At 62.1% G+C, this 16,138-nt stretch carries 16 protein-coding genes and 1 pseudogene; 8 read left to right on the plus strand and 9 right to left on the minus strand.

The window, feature by feature from the left end:
- Positions 1-30 precede the first annotated feature (30 nt).
- Together OS914_RS14190 and OS914_RS18285 are read right to left on the minus strand one after the other, a co-directional pair.
- Positions 31-351 carry an IS1096 element passenger TnpR family protein gene (locus tag OS914_RS14190; RefSeq protein WP_267546716.1) on the minus strand — a complete coding sequence of 107 codons (321 nt, stop codon included), beginning with the start codon at positions 349-351 and terminating at the stop codon, positions 31-33.
- On the minus strand, positions 276-458 hold the full coding sequence (locus tag OS914_RS18285) for an IS1096 element passenger TnpR family protein (RefSeq protein ID WP_420713955.1): 183 nt from the start codon (positions 456-458) through the stop codon (positions 276-278). The genes OS914_RS14190 and OS914_RS18285 overlap by 76 nt, the downstream gene beginning before the upstream one ends.
- A gap of 87 nt (positions 459-545) precedes the next feature.
- On the opposite strand from OS914_RS18285, the gene OS914_RS18290 reads away from it, so the two are divergent.
- Positions 546-806, plus strand: a complete 261-nt coding sequence (locus OS914_RS18290) for a hypothetical protein (RefSeq protein WP_420713956.1) — start codon at positions 546-548, stop codon at positions 804-806.
- Here the strand turns inward: OS914_RS18290 and OS914_RS14200 are convergent.
- Both OS914_RS14200 and OS914_RS14205 read right to left on the minus strand, forming a co-directional pair.
- A complete protein-coding gene (locus OS914_RS14200; protein ID WP_267546718.1) occupies positions 803-1,018 on the minus strand; it encodes a hypothetical protein in 216 nt (71 codons plus the stop codon). The genes OS914_RS18290 and OS914_RS14200 overlap by 4 nt on opposite strands.
- 96 nt (positions 1,019-1,114) lie before the next feature.
- Positions 1,115-1,561 (minus strand): hypothetical protein, encoded by a 447-nt coding sequence (locus OS914_RS14205; RefSeq protein WP_267546719.1) that lies wholly within the window; start codon positions 1,559-1,561, stop codon positions 1,115-1,117.
- A gap of 303 nt (positions 1,562-1,864) precedes the next feature.
- On the opposite strand from OS914_RS14205, the gene OS914_RS14210 reads away from it, so the two are divergent.
- The 5 genes and pseudogenes from OS914_RS14210 to OS914_RS18110 all read left to right on the plus strand — a co-directional run bounded on the left by OS914_RS14210 (position 1,865) and on the right by OS914_RS18110 (position 7,065).
- On the plus strand, positions 1,865-2,362 hold the full coding sequence (locus OS914_RS14210; RefSeq protein ID WP_267546720.1) for a LysM peptidoglycan-binding domain-containing protein: 498 nt from the start codon (positions 1,865-1,867) through the stop codon (positions 2,360-2,362).
- Positions 2,363-2,413: 51 nt separating this feature from the next.
- The gene (locus OS914_RS14215) at positions 2,414-3,493 is read left to right on the plus strand and encodes a M4 family metallopeptidase (RefSeq protein WP_324290665.1); all 1,080 of its coding nucleotides are present in this window, start codon (positions 2,414-2,416) and stop codon (positions 3,491-3,493) included.
- A complete protein-coding gene (locus OS914_RS14220) occupies positions 3,490-3,801 on the plus strand; it encodes a protealysin inhibitor emfourin (protein WP_267546721.1) in 312 nt (103 codons plus the stop codon). Before OS914_RS14215 ends, OS914_RS14220 begins: the two co-directional genes overlap by 4 nt.
- 347 nt (positions 3,802-4,148) lie before the next feature.
- A pseudogene (locus tag OS914_RS18295) lies at positions 4,149-4,568 on the plus strand (AAA family ATPase); the annotation flags it as partial.
- Between the two features lie 403 nt (positions 4,569-4,971).
- Positions 4,972-7,065, plus strand: coding sequence for a helix-turn-helix transcriptional regulator (locus OS914_RS18110; protein ID WP_324290666.1), 2,094 nt, complete (start codon positions 4,972-4,974; stop codon positions 7,063-7,065).
- An 81-nt stretch (positions 7,066-7,146) separates the two neighbouring features.
- Here OS914_RS18110 and OS914_RS14235 read toward each other — a convergent pair whose 3' ends face one another.
- The 3 genes from OS914_RS14235 to OS914_RS14245 form a co-directional block, all read right to left on the minus strand.
- Complete coding sequence (locus OS914_RS14235; RefSeq protein WP_267546723.1) at positions 7,147-8,775, minus strand: HD domain-containing phosphohydrolase; 1,629 nt, start codon at positions 8,773-8,775, stop codon at positions 7,147-7,149.
- 449 nt (positions 8,776-9,224) lie between these two features.
- Positions 9,225-9,587, minus strand: coding sequence for a DsrE family protein (locus OS914_RS14240; RefSeq protein WP_267546724.1), 363 nt, complete (start codon positions 9,585-9,587; stop codon positions 9,225-9,227).
- On the minus strand, positions 9,584-10,279 hold the full coding sequence (locus OS914_RS14245) for a hypothetical protein (RefSeq protein ID WP_267546725.1): 696 nt from the start codon (positions 10,277-10,279) through the stop codon (positions 9,584-9,586). The genes OS914_RS14240 and OS914_RS14245 overlap by 4 nt, the downstream gene beginning before the upstream one ends.
- Positions 10,280-10,565: 286 nt before the next feature.
- On the opposite strand from OS914_RS14245, the gene OS914_RS14250 reads away from it, so the two are divergent.
- Positions 10,566-12,167 (plus strand): hypothetical protein, encoded by a 1,602-nt coding sequence (locus OS914_RS14250; protein WP_267546726.1) that lies wholly within the window; start codon positions 10,566-10,568, stop codon positions 12,165-12,167.
- 156 nt (positions 12,168-12,323) lie between these two features.
- On the opposite strand, the gene OS914_RS14255 is transcribed toward OS914_RS14250, so the two are convergent.
- Both OS914_RS14255 and OS914_RS14260 read right to left on the minus strand, forming a co-directional pair.
- Positions 12,324-13,490, minus strand: a complete 1,167-nt coding sequence (locus OS914_RS14255) for an AI-2E family transporter (protein ID WP_267546727.1) — start codon at positions 13,488-13,490, stop codon at positions 12,324-12,326.
- Positions 13,491-13,711: 221 nt separating this feature from the next.
- Positions 13,712-15,040, minus strand: coding sequence for an MFS transporter (locus OS914_RS14260; protein WP_267546728.1), 1,329 nt, complete (start codon positions 15,038-15,040; stop codon positions 13,712-13,714).
- A 349-nt stretch (positions 15,041-15,389) separates the two neighbouring features.
- Here OS914_RS14260 and OS914_RS14265 point away from each other — a divergent pair, with 349 nt between their 5' ends.
- Positions 15,390-16,016 (plus strand): hypothetical protein, encoded by a 627-nt coding sequence (locus OS914_RS14265; RefSeq protein WP_267546729.1) that lies wholly within the window; start codon positions 15,390-15,392, stop codon positions 16,014-16,016.
- The last annotated feature ends 122 nt before the right edge of the window (positions 16,017-16,138 follow it).

Here is a 16,138-nt window from a genome sequence, read left to right on the forward strand (position 1 = left end):
ACGTTGACTGGCGGTTATTCTCGGGGCGGACTACGCGCGGGGGACCCCCGCCGGAGAATTAGGCCGGGACGTGGCCGGATATGAGCGGACCCTGACGATATACCGCACGCGGTATGGACCAGCGCCCCTGCTCCACCCCAGCGGGTGCTGGTCTTTTGCCGGTGCGCCCGGAGCCACCCGAATGCTGAATCGGGTGCGTTCGTCCGCAGTAATCACGTGGCGCCAGTTATCGCCGAAATCATAGGTATAGGTCATCGCGTTGCCGGCCTCGGGAGTCAGTTCTCCCATGGTGACCGCTGACTCGTCCAGGGACGGGTCGCCGTAAGAGTCATCTTCGCCGTCCGGGTCCACCGGTGCGTAGGTGGACCTCGGTGTTCGTCCGTCTGGAAATGGTGCAGGTGGTAGTCGAACCATCCGAATAGAACCTGGATTCCGTCGTGGATCTGGTCGAGCGGCATATTGGAGGGCACGAGGACGGGCCGCCAGGCTCAGGGTCCGGATCGTCAGGGACTTCCGCAAGACCCAGGTCTTCGAGGAGCTGTTCGTTGTCGAAGACATCGGCCACGTTGGCGACGACGGCTGGCGGCACCCTGAAATGCGTATCGATGGTGAGCAGTCCCAGCTCAGCGAGCGATTCGAGACGCACCACCGCCATCCGAGTCAGCAGCCCCGCCGCCTGTTTCTCCGCTTCCGGGGCATGGTCCGGCGCGGCCAGGACGCGTTCCATCAGCGGCGGTTCCGGTGTTGAAGCCGCAATCATGATCGAGGCCTGCAGCCCCGCCACGGGCCGCTCCCAGGGATTCTAGAGGACAGCCCCGAGCACCGCGTGTTCCAGGAACCGGGCGATGAAATAGGAATATTCCTCCAGCCGTTCCGGCGGATGGCCGGCCAGGAAGCCTTCGGCGTCCGCGGTGGGTATGGCCCTGGTTGACGTCATTGCAATCAGCTCCGTGTCCTCCAGCACGGCCCATATCCGGGCCAGCAGCGGCACCTCGTACATGGTCCTGACGGTTGGCATATTGTCCGGCACCGGACCTGATACGCCGTGACGTTTCGGATCCGCAGGCTTGGCTGCGCCCCCGGACCGTGATACCAACACAGGCGGCGGCCGGCTCTATGTCCTTAAGGCGCCTGTGCCGGTGATGGGTTTTCCGGTTCCGAGCCACCGAAGCAGCGCCGTGGCCCGCTGGATCAGCGCTAATCCGGACAACACCTCGAGAACCTGGTCCTCAGCCATTTCGGGTACGTCGATGATACCCGGTTCCAGATCGGCATTCTCCACGGTTTCGAAAAAGTCGGTGATTCCGGCCAGCTGTTCCGGAGAGCCCCTCCAGCGGTCCGTCTCGGTCAGGAAATCGATGTATGCGTGCACAGAGTCGACGACGAATACGGCGTCCTCTTCCTCGGCAGCGGCAACGAGTACGTCAGTGATGGCGATGGCCAGGGCGATCGGCTCGAACCCGGTCACGTCTGCCGCCGCTGTGCTGTCCATATACCGGCCCATGACCGCGTTGATGTCCACCAGGCATTCCCAAGCCGCGGTTCCGGATTTTGCCGTCATGTCGACGGGCCTGACGCCAGGCCGCCGCGGGTTGTCGCCGCCACAGGATTGCCGCGGGGTCCGGGCCCACCGGCGTGGATCCCGACTGGTGGGATATCAGTGGACTGAATGTCGGTAGGAACTCGTGGCCGCACCGCCAAAGAATTTAAAATTTCATTATTCAGCCGTTTTGCCGTATCCCCAGGTTGCCATCTGCCTCGTGGATTACGCCGTAGCGCGGAGGCGGCCGTTGTAGCACGATGTCCACTTGCGGCAGGCATGGAAGAGGAGCATCCTGAGGTGACCAACCCGAGGAGGGCCGCGATGGCACCGCGATTGATTGAGGTCCGCCAACCGGGTCAGGATGACCTGATCGGTAACGAATTCGTGGTCGCCGGCTTCGGCACCGGGTTCGAGGCAGTCGTACTCTGGCGCGTCCTCGACGGCAACGGCCAAGCCATTGGCAACGGCGACATCCAGGGCGCCGGCTCCATGGGAGTCATCCGGGACTTCGGAAACACGGTTGCGCTGGGACATCCCCAGGCCCGCGGCGAACACGTGACACTGCAGGTCTTTGGCGATGATCCGTCCGGCATCCACCCGCCCGGTCCCGACCTCAATACCGTCCGGGTCACGTTGTTCACTTCGTTGCAGGGCTTCAAACTGTACCAAGTCAACAGCGGTGACAGCCTCACCACGATCGCGCAGCAGGAGGGCCAGAACACCACGGAGAACGACATCTTCGAGGCCAACCGGGACCGCATAACGAACCCGGATCTGATCTTCCCCGGACAGGTTTTCCGGATCCCATTGCTCGCCTGAATGCAGGCCTCAGCCCTGCGTCAATCCTGACATCTGTGAAAGGGGATCATCATGTTACGGAATCTTCGGGGCCGGTGCTGCGGTATTGCTCCACCGGATCTGCTTGCCCGGCTTGCCATCGAGGGTGATCCGCAGCAGCGTGAGGCGGCGGTCCGTGCCCTGGCCACTTCTGCGGCCATCCGCTCGCAGCGGTCGTTGATAGGCCGCCTGGATCGCCAGCTGAATCTGAACATCGGGCAGATGATCGGCTTCGCCGTCACACCGGAGCGGCGGCTGACTGTCTACGACAACCAGAAAATGGGCCGACCGTTCCTCCCCGGCGTCAGGATACGAGGATGGGGAGAGCCGGCCGTTCAGGATGGATCGGTGAACCAGGCCTACGATGGCAGCTCTGCAACCTATGAGTTCTACCGCGATGTCATGCAACGCAATTCCCTGGATGGATCCGGGATGGAGCTCGTTTCCACCGTCCACTACGGCGTTGCTTTTGATAATGCCTTCTGGGACGGGGGGCAGATGGTCTACGGTGACGGGAGCGGCCGGATCTTCCAAATCGGCGGCCTGACCAGGGCCTTGGATGTCATCGCGCACGAACTTACGCATGGAGTCACGGAATTCACCGCCGGGCTGGCCTACAGTAAACAGTCCGGGGCGCTGAATGAGTCGTTTTCGGACGTCTTTGGCTCACTCGTCAAGCAGTACAGCCTGAAACAGACGGCGGCCGAGGCCGACTGGCTAATCGGGGCGGGAATTCTGGTTCCCCAGCTGGGTGCGGCCCTGCGCTCGATGAGCAATCCCGGCACCGCCTACACAGGCGACAGGCAGCCCGGCCACATGGACAACTATGTGGATCTGCCTGACGACAACGACCCCCGGAACGACAACGGCGGGGTACACATCAACTCGGGAATCCCCAACCACGCTTTCTATCTGGCGGCAAAGGAAATGGGGGGTTTCGCGTGGGAGACGGCAGGAAAGATCTGGTACACCGCCCTGACCACCCGCCTTCGCCCAACCACGCAATTCATTGAGGCTGCCCAGGCCACGATAGAGGTTGCCGGCGAGCTGTTCAGTTCAACTGAACAAACGGCCGTCAGGAAGGCCTGGACGGAGGTAGGGGTTCTTTCATGAAGCTGACCGTCCGCCGAGGGGGTGGCATCGCGGGCATCGTCGCCCGGACCGAGCTCGACGCCAATGCCTTGCCGCCCCCGGACGCGGCAGCCTTTACTGCCGAGGTCAACCGGGCGCGGATGCGGGAACTGACAGATCCTCCCGCCATCAGCGCCCGGCCGGATTCACAGCTCTACGAAATTTCCCTGGAGGAAACGGGGCAGCCCTTTAGTCTCCATTACACCGACGAGTCACTGCCGGAGGACGTCCGCAGACTTCTTGCCTGGGTTGATGGGCGGCCAGAACGTATCGAATCCATCGAACGGTAAATTTTCGAAGTCGCATCGGCGCTCAGGACTCAGGCCGGCACATTCCATGCAAGTACAGAATATTGCCTGACCGGCCGCTGTTCCGGGGTACTGTTGTGCGATTGCCGGGGCGGGAACGACGGCGGTAATAAGCAGGGCGGTGACGGCAAGTGCCACCAACCGTGGCACTTGCTGTGAGAAATAGCGATGTGAAACATACATGGTCTTGCCTTCCAATCGATGTGAACCTTATATCTCCACCTTGCTCCCGGTGCCGGCCCCTATACATCGGGCATTCCCCCTCAGAATTTCGCCGAAAACCCTGAGATTCCGGGGCACTCCGGCCGCAGTGGTGCGAGACTTGGGACGTGACCGAATCGGTAGCAGCGGTTGGCCGGGACCTCGTTGGGCGGGCGAAGGAACTGGGTGCAATCGGCGCTTTCTTGGGCCGCGCCGCTGCCGGCGCGGCAGGCACCCTGGTGGTCCAAGGTGATGCGGGCGTAGGGAAAACCGCCTTGGTACAGCGCGCCTGCTTATCCGTCGCACCTGGAGCATGGATCTTCGCCGGAGCCTGTCTGCCGCTGGCCTCGATGACGGTCCCGTTTCTTGCGCTGCGATCGGCTTTCCGCGGAGCGCCTCGGATCGATGGCGTCGTGCACCCGTCGCTGCGAACATCCGACGGCTCGCCCCACGATGTCCCGGTCATGATTGACGGCTGGCTTGAGGAACTCTGCCTGCTCCGTCCAGTGGTGTTGGTGATCGATGACCTGCAGTGGGCGGATCAAAGCACCTTGGATGTGCTCATGTACCTCATCGCGGGTCCGGCCGACCGGCGCCTGGCGGTCGTAGCGACCATGCGCAGCGGCGAGGTCTGCGAAGGGCACCCGCTGCAGTGCTGGCTTGCCGACATTCGGCGCCTGCCCCGGATCCTGTGGATGACCCTTGGCCCCCTCGACCGGCTGGACACCGAGAGCCAGCTCACCGGTTTGCTAGGTACTCCCCCGCACCGGTCCTTGGTGCACGATGTCTTCACTCACACTGGAGGCAACGCCTACCTCAATGACCTTCTCGTTGCGGGCCTTCGCCCGGATGCACGCCACCTGCCTGCGCAGCTTCCGTCAGATTTGAAGGCCGCGGTCCTTCGATCATGGCGCGGACTGACCCCCCGGGACCCGGGAGCTCACCCAGATCATGGCAGTTGGCGGCAGGCCAATCCGGGCCCAGGACCTCGACGCCGTCGTCCCGGACGCCGCGAGGTCAGGTGGCATCCTGGCGATGCTCCGGGAGGCAACCGGTACAGGAACTGTGGATGTTGCTCCGACGGGAACGTATTGGTTCCACCATCCGCTGATCGCCGAGGCGCTCGAGCAGGGTCTGTCCATAGACGAGCGCCAGCGCTGGCACGCGGCCTTTGCAGCCCACTACGAGCACCAGATGGCAGGCGAGCCGGCACCTGATTTTGAGGCAATGGTAGCGCTGCCAGACCATCACCACTATGCCGGTCATACCGACGACGCCTATCAGTGGGCCCTGCGCGCTTCCGCCTCCGCGGGCGGCGTGGGCGGGGTTACCGAGATGCTCCGCTTACTTCGGCGGGCCGTGGATCTGCGCAGCAGTCTGCCGGATGCGGACGAAAGTCCGCTGGACCTATGGTCCCGGCTGCGCGTAGCAGCCGAAGAAGCCGGGTCCAATGAGGAGGAGTTAGAGGCAGTCGAATCCCTGCTGTCCGGAATCGACGACGGCGCCGAACCACTCGTAAGGGCCGAGCTGCTGGTGCGGCGCATGCACCTGCGTTTCTCCACCGGACTATCATTCATGGCAGTCGCCGACATGCGCCAGGCAGTCCGGCTCGCCGCCGTCGAACCGTCAAGCTGGCAGTACGGCCTCGCGCTGGCTGAACTCGCCCACGCCGGTCTGTGGCAGAAGGATCCCGACGCCGAAAGCCACGCCGAACAGGCGCTCGCCGTGGCCCGGATGGCCAGCAACCCCCGTGCGCTGTCCTATGCATTGTCGGCGAAGGCCATGGTCGCGGTTATCGGTGAGCGCGCCGATGAGGGGCGGGGTTTTGGCACCGAAGCGCTGGCTGCAGCGATTCAGGCGCGCGATTACTGGGCTTTCGTCCATGCCACGCTGTGGCAGGCAAATGCGCAGGAAACTTGGACGAGCGAGCTGTATGCCAACCTGTTGCGCGCAGGCGGGCAGAAACTGGCCGTCCTCGGAGCGCCGCATGGGTACATCGCGAAACTGGCCGCCGACGAGGCGGGCAGTTACCTCGCTATCGGCCGTTGGCGGGAGTGCCTGCAGGCACTGCGGATAGCCCTCGGCTCCGATCCCGGTACGATGGGCGACGTCGGCGCCCGGCTGACCGCCGCCCGTCTTGCCGCGTGGCAAGGCCGGCATGCCGAAGCCCAGGCACACCTCGAGCGAGCGGAAGAGCTGTACGCACAAAAGTCCGAGTTTCTTAACCTTGATTTCGATGCCATCCGCGCCGAGGTGTACGTTGCGGCCGGCAACCCGGAGGTGGCCTACGACGCGGCGATGACGGGGGCCACGTCTGCAGGTACCTCTCCGACAATGTGCGAATGGCTTATTCCGCTCGCGGCGCGTGCCCTCGCTGACAGGATCCAGCTGGCCACAGACGCCGGCAATTCCACCTCCGTGCTCATGGCACGCGTCGATGACTTGGTGCAGCGGTTCCCTGCTGCGATCCGGGACTTCACTGGCCCCAGCGAATTCTACGACCGGCAGATTGCCGCTTTTAACCTGCTATACACGGCCGAGGTAGGCCGTGCCCGGCAAAGCGCCGGCAACGGTTTGGACTGGTGCCGGACGGCCGATGCGTGCCAGGCGGCGTCACTTCTATGGGAGGCGGCATACGCCTGTTGGCGCGCAGCCGAATCATTGCTCCTGCACGGACACGTGCACCGCGGGCCGGCCGCAGCTTACCTCCGGCGTGGGCTGGCCCTCGCCGGGGACCTCCAGGCCGGACCAATCCAGGCACAGCTCAGAGAGCTCGCCGGCCGTGCCCGGATCTCGATTTCGGAACCAGCCGATAAATCGCCGCGGGCCTCGTCCGAGGAGCTGCCCGGGCTGACGCCGCGCGAACGAGAGATCCTTGAATTTGTCATCGCCGGGCGCACCTACGGTGAGATTGCCCGGGCCCTGGTGATCAGCGAGAAAACCGTCAGCTCGCACATCTCGAATCTGCTGCGTAAGACGGGTGCCTCCAATAGGTTGGATCTTTCCCGGCTCGCGACCCAACGGCCAGCAGCGCCCGTGCGCTAGGGATGCTAAAACGGTTCCTGTCCGGGTGTTTCGTTGAGGTTCATGGCCTCATCTTCACGTCGCCTTCTCATGCGCTCATCACTACCCCGCGGAAGCGCTCCACAGTCCGTGCTCCAGCGCAAAAAGGGTGGCTCCGACACGGTTTCCTGCGCCGATCTTCAGGTAGATATGTTCGACATGGTTGCCTGCTGTCTTAGGTGAGATGTATAGCGTGTTGGCTATTTCACGGTTGTTCAACCCGCGGCAAAGCAGCCTAAGTACCTCCGCCTCCCTGTTGGTCAGTCCGCACGGCAGGAGCCGTCGTCGTGGTGTTTCCTGTCCGGTGACGGCAAGGACGGCGTCCGCAGCCTCCGCCTCGAGCCGGCCCGCCTCGGCCTCCTCACGAAGCCGCGTTCCTGCCTCCAGCGGCGTCAGGGCCGGACGGTGGGGACGCGGTTCCAGATAGGTCTGATAGGCATCCGCCGCCGCGAAAATCCGCTGGCTTGGATCCAGGGCAGCACCGCTAAGCCCGCGCGGATATCCGGATCCGTCGATGCGCTCATGGTGCGCCCCAGCCACTTCCGCGACCCGGCTCATTCCGGGCACGCGACCAAGAATCCTCTCACTCAGGTACGGGTACATCTGCAGCCGCTCCCGCTCCACATAGGACAGCGGTGATGTCTTGTCCCAGATGCCGTTGGAGACACCCATCCGGCCCAGATCGTGGACCCAGCCCGCACGGCGGAGAACCACGACCTCCTCGAAGCTGAGACTGCGCTCCCGTGCTGTTTCGGCTGCCAGTGCGGCCACACCCCGGGAATGGCCGATCGTATGGGGTGACTTGAGGTCGGCAAAATCACCTATCGCCATCAGCACCGAGTCCAGTTCCGGCCCGGACAGCACCGCGTCCTCCGGTGCGGCGGCCAGCGCGGCCGGCCACGGATCAATGTCCAGCAGGCCCTGTGTCAGCCCGCGGGCACGCGCACAGAATAGGTCTGCCAGCTCCGGATCAAACTGCGTTCCGCGGCGCCTCCTGACCATGGCCACGGCCGCGTCGACGCCGCCGGTGCGCAGGAAGACCTCGGCCGAATCCGCGAGCTGGGTTACTCGCATCTCGAGCGGAATTTCGACTCCGGTGCGGCCCAACGGGAGCCCCTTGCCGTCCCAGCGTTCGAACGTACTGCTCAAGATACCGGCCATGCTCTCATCCAGCCCGACCTTGTTCGCCAGCTCGCCCGCCGAGGAGCAATGGGATCGGATCAATGTCCGGACCGCGGTCGGGGCCGTTGCCGCAAAGCGCGATCTACGACCGGCCCTCCGCCAAGCAGGCAGGCCGGAACCGGTGCGCCGCAGCATCAGGGAAAACATCGGCAGGCCACGGGAATCGATCATGTAATAGTCGGCACGGAAACCAATATCGTCGCCAAAAAGCGCGGCTAGCTCGAAAGAATCCGCGTGGCAACCGATCCAGGCCAACAGGTTTGCGTAGTATATTCTCCCCCGACCGGCCTGGCCGATGCCAGCCCGGTCCGCGATCCGCAGACCCAACAAGGAAGCCCGCAGCATGTGTTCCATTGGCTGTCCGAGCCCGAGATCAATGGCCAGGGACAAAGCGGCGAGGATTTCGGAGCGACGCGGAGCTACCGCCTTGTCCCACGGGTCCGGTCCCGCAGGCCCGGCGGCCTTGGGATTTCGGCGCGGGGGGCCTGACCCTAACGGTGGATCCGTCACAGATCTCAGTATATGGCGGTACAGCTCCGCCGCCCCAGGTTTGTCCGGCCGATCCGAGGCGTCCGGCCGATCCAGCTGCTACCGAGTCGTTGCCTCCGAGGGCTTCGAGTAGTGCGTCGCGAAGGCCCGCGCTGAGACCGGGCGGGACAGTGCCTGGATCCTATGCCCTCTGCCATGCAGAGCGTCCTCAGCTCGAAGCGGCGCGGGCCCATTGATCCGGCGATCGCGCCCTGCAACACCTTCCATGCGGCCAGCGAGGTGCACGCTCAAAACCCTCATGAGGCTGGGAACGTAGCCCCGAGCTTTCCTGTCTTGTGCGTATATCCCTGCCGTCCTGCCGGTGGCCTCGGCCTCGTTGACAGTTTTAATAATGCTCATGATGTATCACCTTCACTGTTGATGAAGTGATTTCTTTTTCTCCGCGACAGGCCGCGGATAGATTCAGCAGCTCAGTAGCTGAACGTCACTACCGGATCCTCCCCAATCCAGTTCCACAGCTGAACGGTGCCCCCGGCCACCGCGTTGGCCATAAGACCGGACCTATCGACCCTGCGCGAATCCAGGCAGATGGGACAGACCAGATATTTGCCGCCGGCCTTTTCGTAGCGCTCCAGGAGGGCAGTCAGTGGCGGGCAACCATCGCACGCCACAGCGTGCGCGAACCCCTGAAGCACCAGCCGCACCGCTTCCTTAGTAAGGAACATAAGGGTCTCCCTGCCCTGTTCGGCCGCGCCAACGGCCACCAAAAAAGCGACTGTAACACGCTCTGGGTCTTCCAGCCCGGTCGTCAGACTGATTGCAGCCTTATTCATGATGTTCTCTTTTCCGCTTTGAAGTCCGGTGGTTGAACCGCAACGGTACTATCCGTCGCTGTGGATGACGCCACGGTCCGCGACGAACGGGCCGCGCTGCGGAAGCCAGAAATCGCCGCGGTGTTTTGCCGCGCCAACGGACCGGGCCGTCCCGCGTCCGTGCCGTCAATGCTGGCGCACGCGGACTGGACGATCCACACACTCAACGGCCGTGCCCGGAAGGATCGGCCATTGCGAACCACTGCGGAAAACCACATCGTGCCGGCGGGCAGTAACGGACCAACTATCATTTCCATGGTTCGGAGCATGCGCTCATAGGTCCAGAGTTGTGCGGGTATCCTCAGAGCCAATGCGCTGACGGCGCTGGGGGTCCGCGAACTTGCCAGCTCGATCCGCCAATCCAGCACGGCGGGAATGCGGATGGTAGCGGAGGGCCGGCTGTTCCAGCTGACCGCGATCTTTGCGGTTACCGCCGCGCTCAGGGCGGATTCAAAATACCTGGCGCAACACAGATGCGGCGGGTAGCCCGGTCCGATTGAGCTGGCCGGATAATCCCCGAAGGCCAAATAGTGGCCGGAGCTAAACGGCATTCCGAGGACCGCATATCCGGCAAACCATTCCGTGGTGTCAGCGGGCCATTCCACCACGGATTTTGCGTCCTCGGCGTATGTCTGCCGCTGGTGGGTGGTCATTCCATTCTCCTCTGCACTATGCAGAGATCATATGGCCGTGGGCCAACTTGCTGCATGGGGCGAACGCCCCATATTTGGCTCGGATTTTCGCAGCCAACTCGGGCCGTTCCAGGCGAATATGTTCTTGATCTGGTAAGTGCCGGATCGTGCCGCCAGAGGGCTAACTACACCAGCGTAAGCTGTTGACAAGCATCCCGGGACAGGGCCAGCATAAACGCATACACGGGCAATCGCCAGCACACGCGGGCAAATGCCCGCATCGTTTCACGGCTGGATGGGATACATCATGACAATTCAGACCCAGGGAACCTCGGCGCGGATGGTCTATCAGTGGGACGATACTATTAATGGCTCCCAGCAACGGGCGGTGGCCCTGCAAAGCTCCTGCGAAACGGATCTGACCCGGCTCGAGGACCTTTTCGATGAATACCATGGATTCGATTCGACCAACCGGGCCACGATCGTTGTCGGCGATCCCGGCGGTGGTTTAGCATCCAATTTCGGTTATCACAGCGACGGCAGCACCCTCATCACTGTTACGGCTTGGTCTGGGGTGAACCCCGCCGCCACGGCGGACACCGGCGTCCGGCTGGAATTCGTCGCCGAGATGTGCGAGATCCTGATGGGCCTTCGCAATGCACGAAAGGGCTCCAGCTGGGATCCCGGTGGTTCCAACGGGGAGGGCCTCTCGCAGTATCTAGCCGAGTTGTTTTACCCAGGGGGTTACTACGATAGCCAGCTGGGGCACGGCCCCAGCCGAATGACCGCCTGGCTCAACGATCCGACGAGGCCGGACTGGGTGACGAAGACCGATCCCGAGGACAAGCAGGCCGGCCGCTACGGCTGCGCGTTCCTTTTCCTCCACTTCCTGCACTCGCAGAAGGGATTCTCCGTTAAAGACATCATCACCAAAGGTGGGATCACCCTTGAGGACACCTACCGCAACCTCATGGGATCCCCGGGCGGCTGGAATGAATTCAGCGCCCTGCTCAACAGGTTCTTCCCTCTCTTTTTCCCCGCCACCGGTCCGGGCCAAACGCAGATTCAATATTCGCCGGAACGATGCAATCTGTTTCCGCTGTATGACAACTACCGCCGTACTTCCCCGATCGGCACCGAGGAGATTGCAGGATATCCGACCTCGACTCCGGGTGGTGCCGTTGTCATCACACCAGGACTGCTGTGCACTAAAGCTGAGTACTCTTGGAACTGGCTTGATCCGAACTCATCGTTGGCGTGCACAGTGCGTCCGACCGGCTTCGGCAACCCCGTTGTTTCGTGGGTGATCGACGGGACAGCCGTCGGCGGCGCCGGATCCCTGAACGTCACCGGCCCGGTGGACCTCGACCGGGCGGATCACCCCGGCCAGCCGGACAGGTCGGTACAGGCCATGACGTTCTCAGCCGTGGTCTCCGACGTTTCCGACTACACGGGAGCGGCGCTGCGGCTCACGCTCAAGACGGCTGATCACCTCGGAACGGAACAGCTGACGGTGGAGACCAATATCGCAGAACAGTATGCCCCGGATATCCCGCCATTAGGCAGCGTGAGCTGGACTACACTACACACCCACGGCGTTCGCTACGAGCCGCGGTACTACGCTGACCGCGACGCCTGCCGGAAACGTTGGGATGAATTCATCGACAAGTACGTCCGTGTCAGGGACATAAATATCCTCCTGACGCTGCCGGACCCGGGGCCCGACGGTCTACGCCGTGCCGCGTACGCTATCCAGGAGCTGCAGCGCGAGCTCCGTCGCCTGCAGGGCGAAGATCCTGAAATGGCAGCTAGGCTCGGCGCCGAATTGGCGGGAATATTAAACGTCTCGCCAGCGACGCTGCAGCTGGCGAACCTGACGGACCTGACGGACCTGACGGACGGAAATTAATCACGTAGCCGCCCGGCCATGTCGACGGAGCCTGAAGCGACCGGCATGGACTCTGAACATCTTTCCAAGGCACCATGAGTGAAACCGTGCCCGCTTCGGATCAACCGGCAAAGTAGTCTCCGGTTGACTGTGGATGGGCGCCAAGCCTGCGTCGTACTAACCCTCCGACACCGGCACTGGCCCAGAGGGCTGCCGCCCCATCCGGTCTTGTGCCGTGCTCGGATCGGCGTTGTCACGGCCCGTCCAGGTCTTGATGAAGGTCCACCCTACCGCCGTGACCGGGACGGCGAGAAGTGCGCCGATGAGTCCGGCCAAGGTCGTGCCTGCGGCCAGTGCAAGGAGAATCGCCAGCCCATGGATGCTCAGTACCTTACCCATCAGGAAAGGTTGCAGGACGTGGTGTTCAAGCTGGTTGGCGGCGATGATAACGATGAGAACCACCAGGGCCGGAACAGGACCGTTAAAAACCAACGCAACGAGTACGGCCAACGTGCCGGCCACGGTTGCGCCAATGATGGGAATGAAACCTCCAATGAAGACGAAAACGCCCAACGGCAGGGCCAACGGGATCTGCATGATAATCAAGGCGACTTCGACGATAAGCCCGTCTATCAGCGCGATCACAGAGGTGCCGCGGACGTAGCCACCGAGAACCACGGTGGCGCGTCCGGCTGCGAGGTACGCTTTCGTGCGATGCTGGCCAGGCAGGAAGCCAAACAGGAAATCGCGGATTTTCTGGCCGTCTTTGAGCATGAAAAACAAGATAACGGCCATCAAAATCCCGCCGACGCCGATTTCTCCGACGACGCGCAGCCCTGTTAGCGCCTCTGTGCCGAAGGCGCTGCTGCTGAGGAATTTCGCTGCGGCGTCCCGCACTGCGCTGAGCTGGTTATCACTAACCGGGTACGGACCGTTGTTCAGAGTGTCGTGGAGGCGCTCGATCCCCTCGTCGGCCCGCGCTGCGAGTTCCTTGGATTGCGCCCGAATCAAGACGACTACACCGGCAATGACGCCGCCAAAGACGGCGAGGATAGCCACGAAAGACGCCAGAACCGCGAGTGCTTGGGGCCAGTGGTGAGCGGCGAGCAAGTGCACGAGGGGGCTGATCGCTGATGCAAGGATCAGGGCAATCAGCACGGGGATGATCACAATGGGAATCCGCGTGACCATCCACAGGAGAACGGCAGCAAGCCCAATGACCAGGAGAGTTTGGGCCGAGCGGATGCCCGCGCGGCCGAGCGCATCGGCCCAGATAGGCGGGGTTCCAACGCCATCCTCTTCAGCGGCGGAACGTTTGTCTTTGCGGATGATTCTCTGATGCACAGGTGCCTCTTTTCGACCGGCAGCTAAAAAGCATAGCCTGAGCATATGTGCTCTCACCACGCATGGGGTGAATCGGCGTCCCGAACCCGCGAAGTTTCCTGAGACGGAACAGACCTTCGTCAGCCAACTCCATCCGGACGCAGCTAGAACCGTGCAAAAGAAACACCGGAAGCCCCACGTTTGCATGGGGAATCCGGTGTCTCATCCGACGGGAAATCGATTCAGTGGGCGTTGGTGGTCGGTCTGGCGTTGACTCCCTTCCCTGTTCCGGATACAGGCCGGTCTCCCCGACGCCGAAGTGTGAGCATAACCAAGCCGGCCGCCAGCAGACAGGCTGCCAGGAAGACTGACGCTGCCAGGAAGCTGCCGTGTGTAGCGTCCTGAAGGAAGCCACCGACGTATGGCCCGACAAAACCGCCTAGGTTGCCGACGGCGTTAATGAGACCCATTGCTGTCCCGGCCACCGCAATAGGCATGGCTCGGGAAGCTGCGGCCCAGAACGGTCCATCGTAAGCCAGCGCACCCGCAACGGCGATGCTGATGAAGGCGATGGCCAGGAAGGGCATCGAGTTTCCGGTGGCGACCGAGATAACCAAGGCCACGGCACCGACCGCCATGGACAGCAGTACATGGGTTGAGTAGCGTCCGGATTTATCGGCTGCTTTGGCGTTGTACCAAAGTCCGAACATAGCTAGGACGTATGGGATTGCAGTGACGAAGCCGACTTCGATCGAGGATCCCCCGGTAATCGTCTTGACGACTTTGGGAAGCCAGATATTGATGCCGTAGAAACCGATTTGGATCAGGAAGTAGACAAGTGTCAGTCGCCAGACGACGCTGTTCGCAAAGACGCTGCGGATGCTGGCATGTGCGTGCTCAGGTTCGGCTGCCGCATCGGCTGCGAGCCCGTCTTCGATGTAGGCCCGCTCCTCGGCTGTGCACCACTTGGCGTCCCTTGGCCGGTCGGCGACGAAGATCCACCAGATGGGTGCGGCGATGACAAAGGGGAAGATGCCCTCAACGATGAAAAGCATTCGCCAATCAGAGAACGAAAGAATCCATCCGGACAAGGGAGCGGTGATGATCGAGGCGATGGCGATATTCATCATCCAAAATGCGTAGGCACGGGCGCGTTCCTTAGCCGGGAACCAGTGGCTGATCAGCACCAGGATTGCCGGCCAGATTCCCGCCTCAGCGACGCCGAGGAAGAAGCGTACGACCAGGAGTTGGCCGAAATTCTGGACGAAGCCGCCCAAAACGGCCAGCACGCCCCAGATGAGGATCATGATGCCGACGAATTTTTTTGCGCTCCATCTCTCGGCGAGATATCCGCCGGGGATTTGGAGGGTCAGGTATCCGATAAAGAAGATACCGGCGGCCAAGCCCTGTTGGGCGGCGTCGATGCCAAGATCTTTGTGTAGACCGTTAAGGGCGAAACCGATATTGGTACGGTCCATGAACGAGATGATGTAGACGATGATGGCGACGGGAATGAGTCGGGTCCATCGTTTCCTGCCAGAGGATCGAACTCCGTTAGCCACACTGGTCACGATGTGTCCTTCCATATTTCCTATAGGATCTCTTAAGCATGAATGCGATCTACGTCACTGTCAACAGCGACGGATCGAAGTGCCTGACCCAGAAAAGGTCCTGGCGTGCCGACGGTGGATAGCGGTAGTCAAGGGGGCCGGTCGTGCCCTGACGGCCCCGGCCGGACGGTTCCTGGCCGGCACAATATTTCCACAGGTCAGGACCCGGCTGGTCTCTGACGTTGACACAAAATCCGCCAAAATGCGGAGCCGAACGTACGGTCTCCACTTTAGACTCGGGGTTATGACGCCAAGTGGGAAACAGCACGCGCGGGCAGAGCATCGCTGGCCGGCGGCAGTCGGATTGCTTGTGGCGTTGGCCCTGTATGCCACGCTACCGGGTACTTTTTTGCCGGGACTGCGCTACGCCGTGGTGGGGATAGGGCTTACGATGCTGATACCGGTAGTGCTCTTGAATCCCCATCGGCTGCGGCATCAGAGCCGGTGGTCCAAATATGTCGCGACAGGCCAGGCACTGTTGTTGGTTGCAGCGAACGAAGTCGCGTTGATTCAGCTCATTATTTTGCTCACCACGGGCGGCAGCGGGAGTGGTTCACGGGATTTGCTTTCTGCTTTGCAGGTGTGGGCAACCAACGTTATTGCCTTCGCCTTGGTTTTTTGGGAGCTGGATCGCGGAGGCCCGGTCACTCGTCGCCACGCTCCACGGAAGGAACTGCCCGCAGCTGATTTCAGGTTTCCCCAGGATGAAGACCGTGATGCTGTTGAAGAAGTGGCGTCACGATCATCGGAGCGGATCGACTGGGTGGCCTCGTTTTTCGACTATTTTTACTTCTCACTCTCCAATTCCATGGCATTTAGCCCCACGGACACCATGCCCTTGTCACTTAGGGCAAAGGGACTTATGGCCGTGGAGTCCTTTAGTGCCTTCGTCCTGTTGGCTCTGGTCATCGCCCGCGCGGTGTCATTACTGCGGTGATGCTGGGTGCTCCTTGATTGCCTGCCGTTGGGACCGGGATAACTAAGCCGACCGGTCCAGCGGAATAGGCCTTCATGCAGTGGCTGGTTCGGCCACTGGAACCGCAAAAAGAGCTGGAGGAT

Origin of the sequence: Arthrobacter endolithicus (assembly GCF_026627425.1) — a bacterium.
Taxonomy (GTDB): domain Bacteria; phylum Actinomycetota; class Actinomycetes; order Actinomycetales; family Micrococcaceae; genus Arthrobacter_M.

Excerpts from the sequence above, each read along its gene's own strand:
- OS914_RS14220 (WP_267546721.1), top strand. The coding sequence starts at position 3,490 with ATGAAGCTGACCGTCCGCCGAGGGGGTGGCATCGCGGGCATCGTCGCC.
- OS914_RS14215 (WP_324290665.1), top strand. The coding sequence starts at position 2,414 with ATGTTACGGAATCTTCGGGGCCGGTGCTGCGGTATTGCTCCACCGGAT.
- OS914_RS18285 (WP_420713955.1), bottom strand. The coding sequence starts at position 458 with ATGCCGCTCGACCAGATCCACGACGGAATCCAGGTTCTATTCGGATGG.
- OS914_RS14210 (WP_267546720.1), top strand. The coding sequence starts at position 1,865 with ATGGCACCGCGATTGATTGAGGTCCGCCAACCGGGTCAGGATGACCTG.
- OS914_RS14250 (WP_267546726.1), top strand. The coding sequence starts at position 10,566 with ATGACAATTCAGACCCAGGGAACCTCGGCGCGGATGGTCTATCAGTGG.
- OS914_RS14205 (WP_267546719.1), bottom strand. The coding sequence starts at position 1,561 with ATGACGGCAAAATCCGGAACCGCGGCTTGGGAATGCCTGGTGGACATC.
- OS914_RS14200 (WP_267546718.1), bottom strand. The coding sequence starts at position 1,018 with ATGCCAACCGTCAGGACCATGTACGAGGTGCCGCTGCTGGCCCGGATA.
- OS914_RS14245 (WP_267546725.1), bottom strand. The coding sequence starts at position 10,279 with ATGACCACCCACCAGCGGCAGACATACGCCGAGGACGCAAAATCCGTG.
- OS914_RS18110 (WP_324290666.1), top strand. The coding sequence starts at position 4,972 with ATGGCAGTTGGCGGCAGGCCAATCCGGGCCCAGGACCTCGACGCCGTC.
- OS914_RS14240 (WP_267546724.1), bottom strand. The coding sequence starts at position 9,587 with ATGAATAAGGCTGCAATCAGTCTGACGACCGGGCTGGAAGACCCAGAG.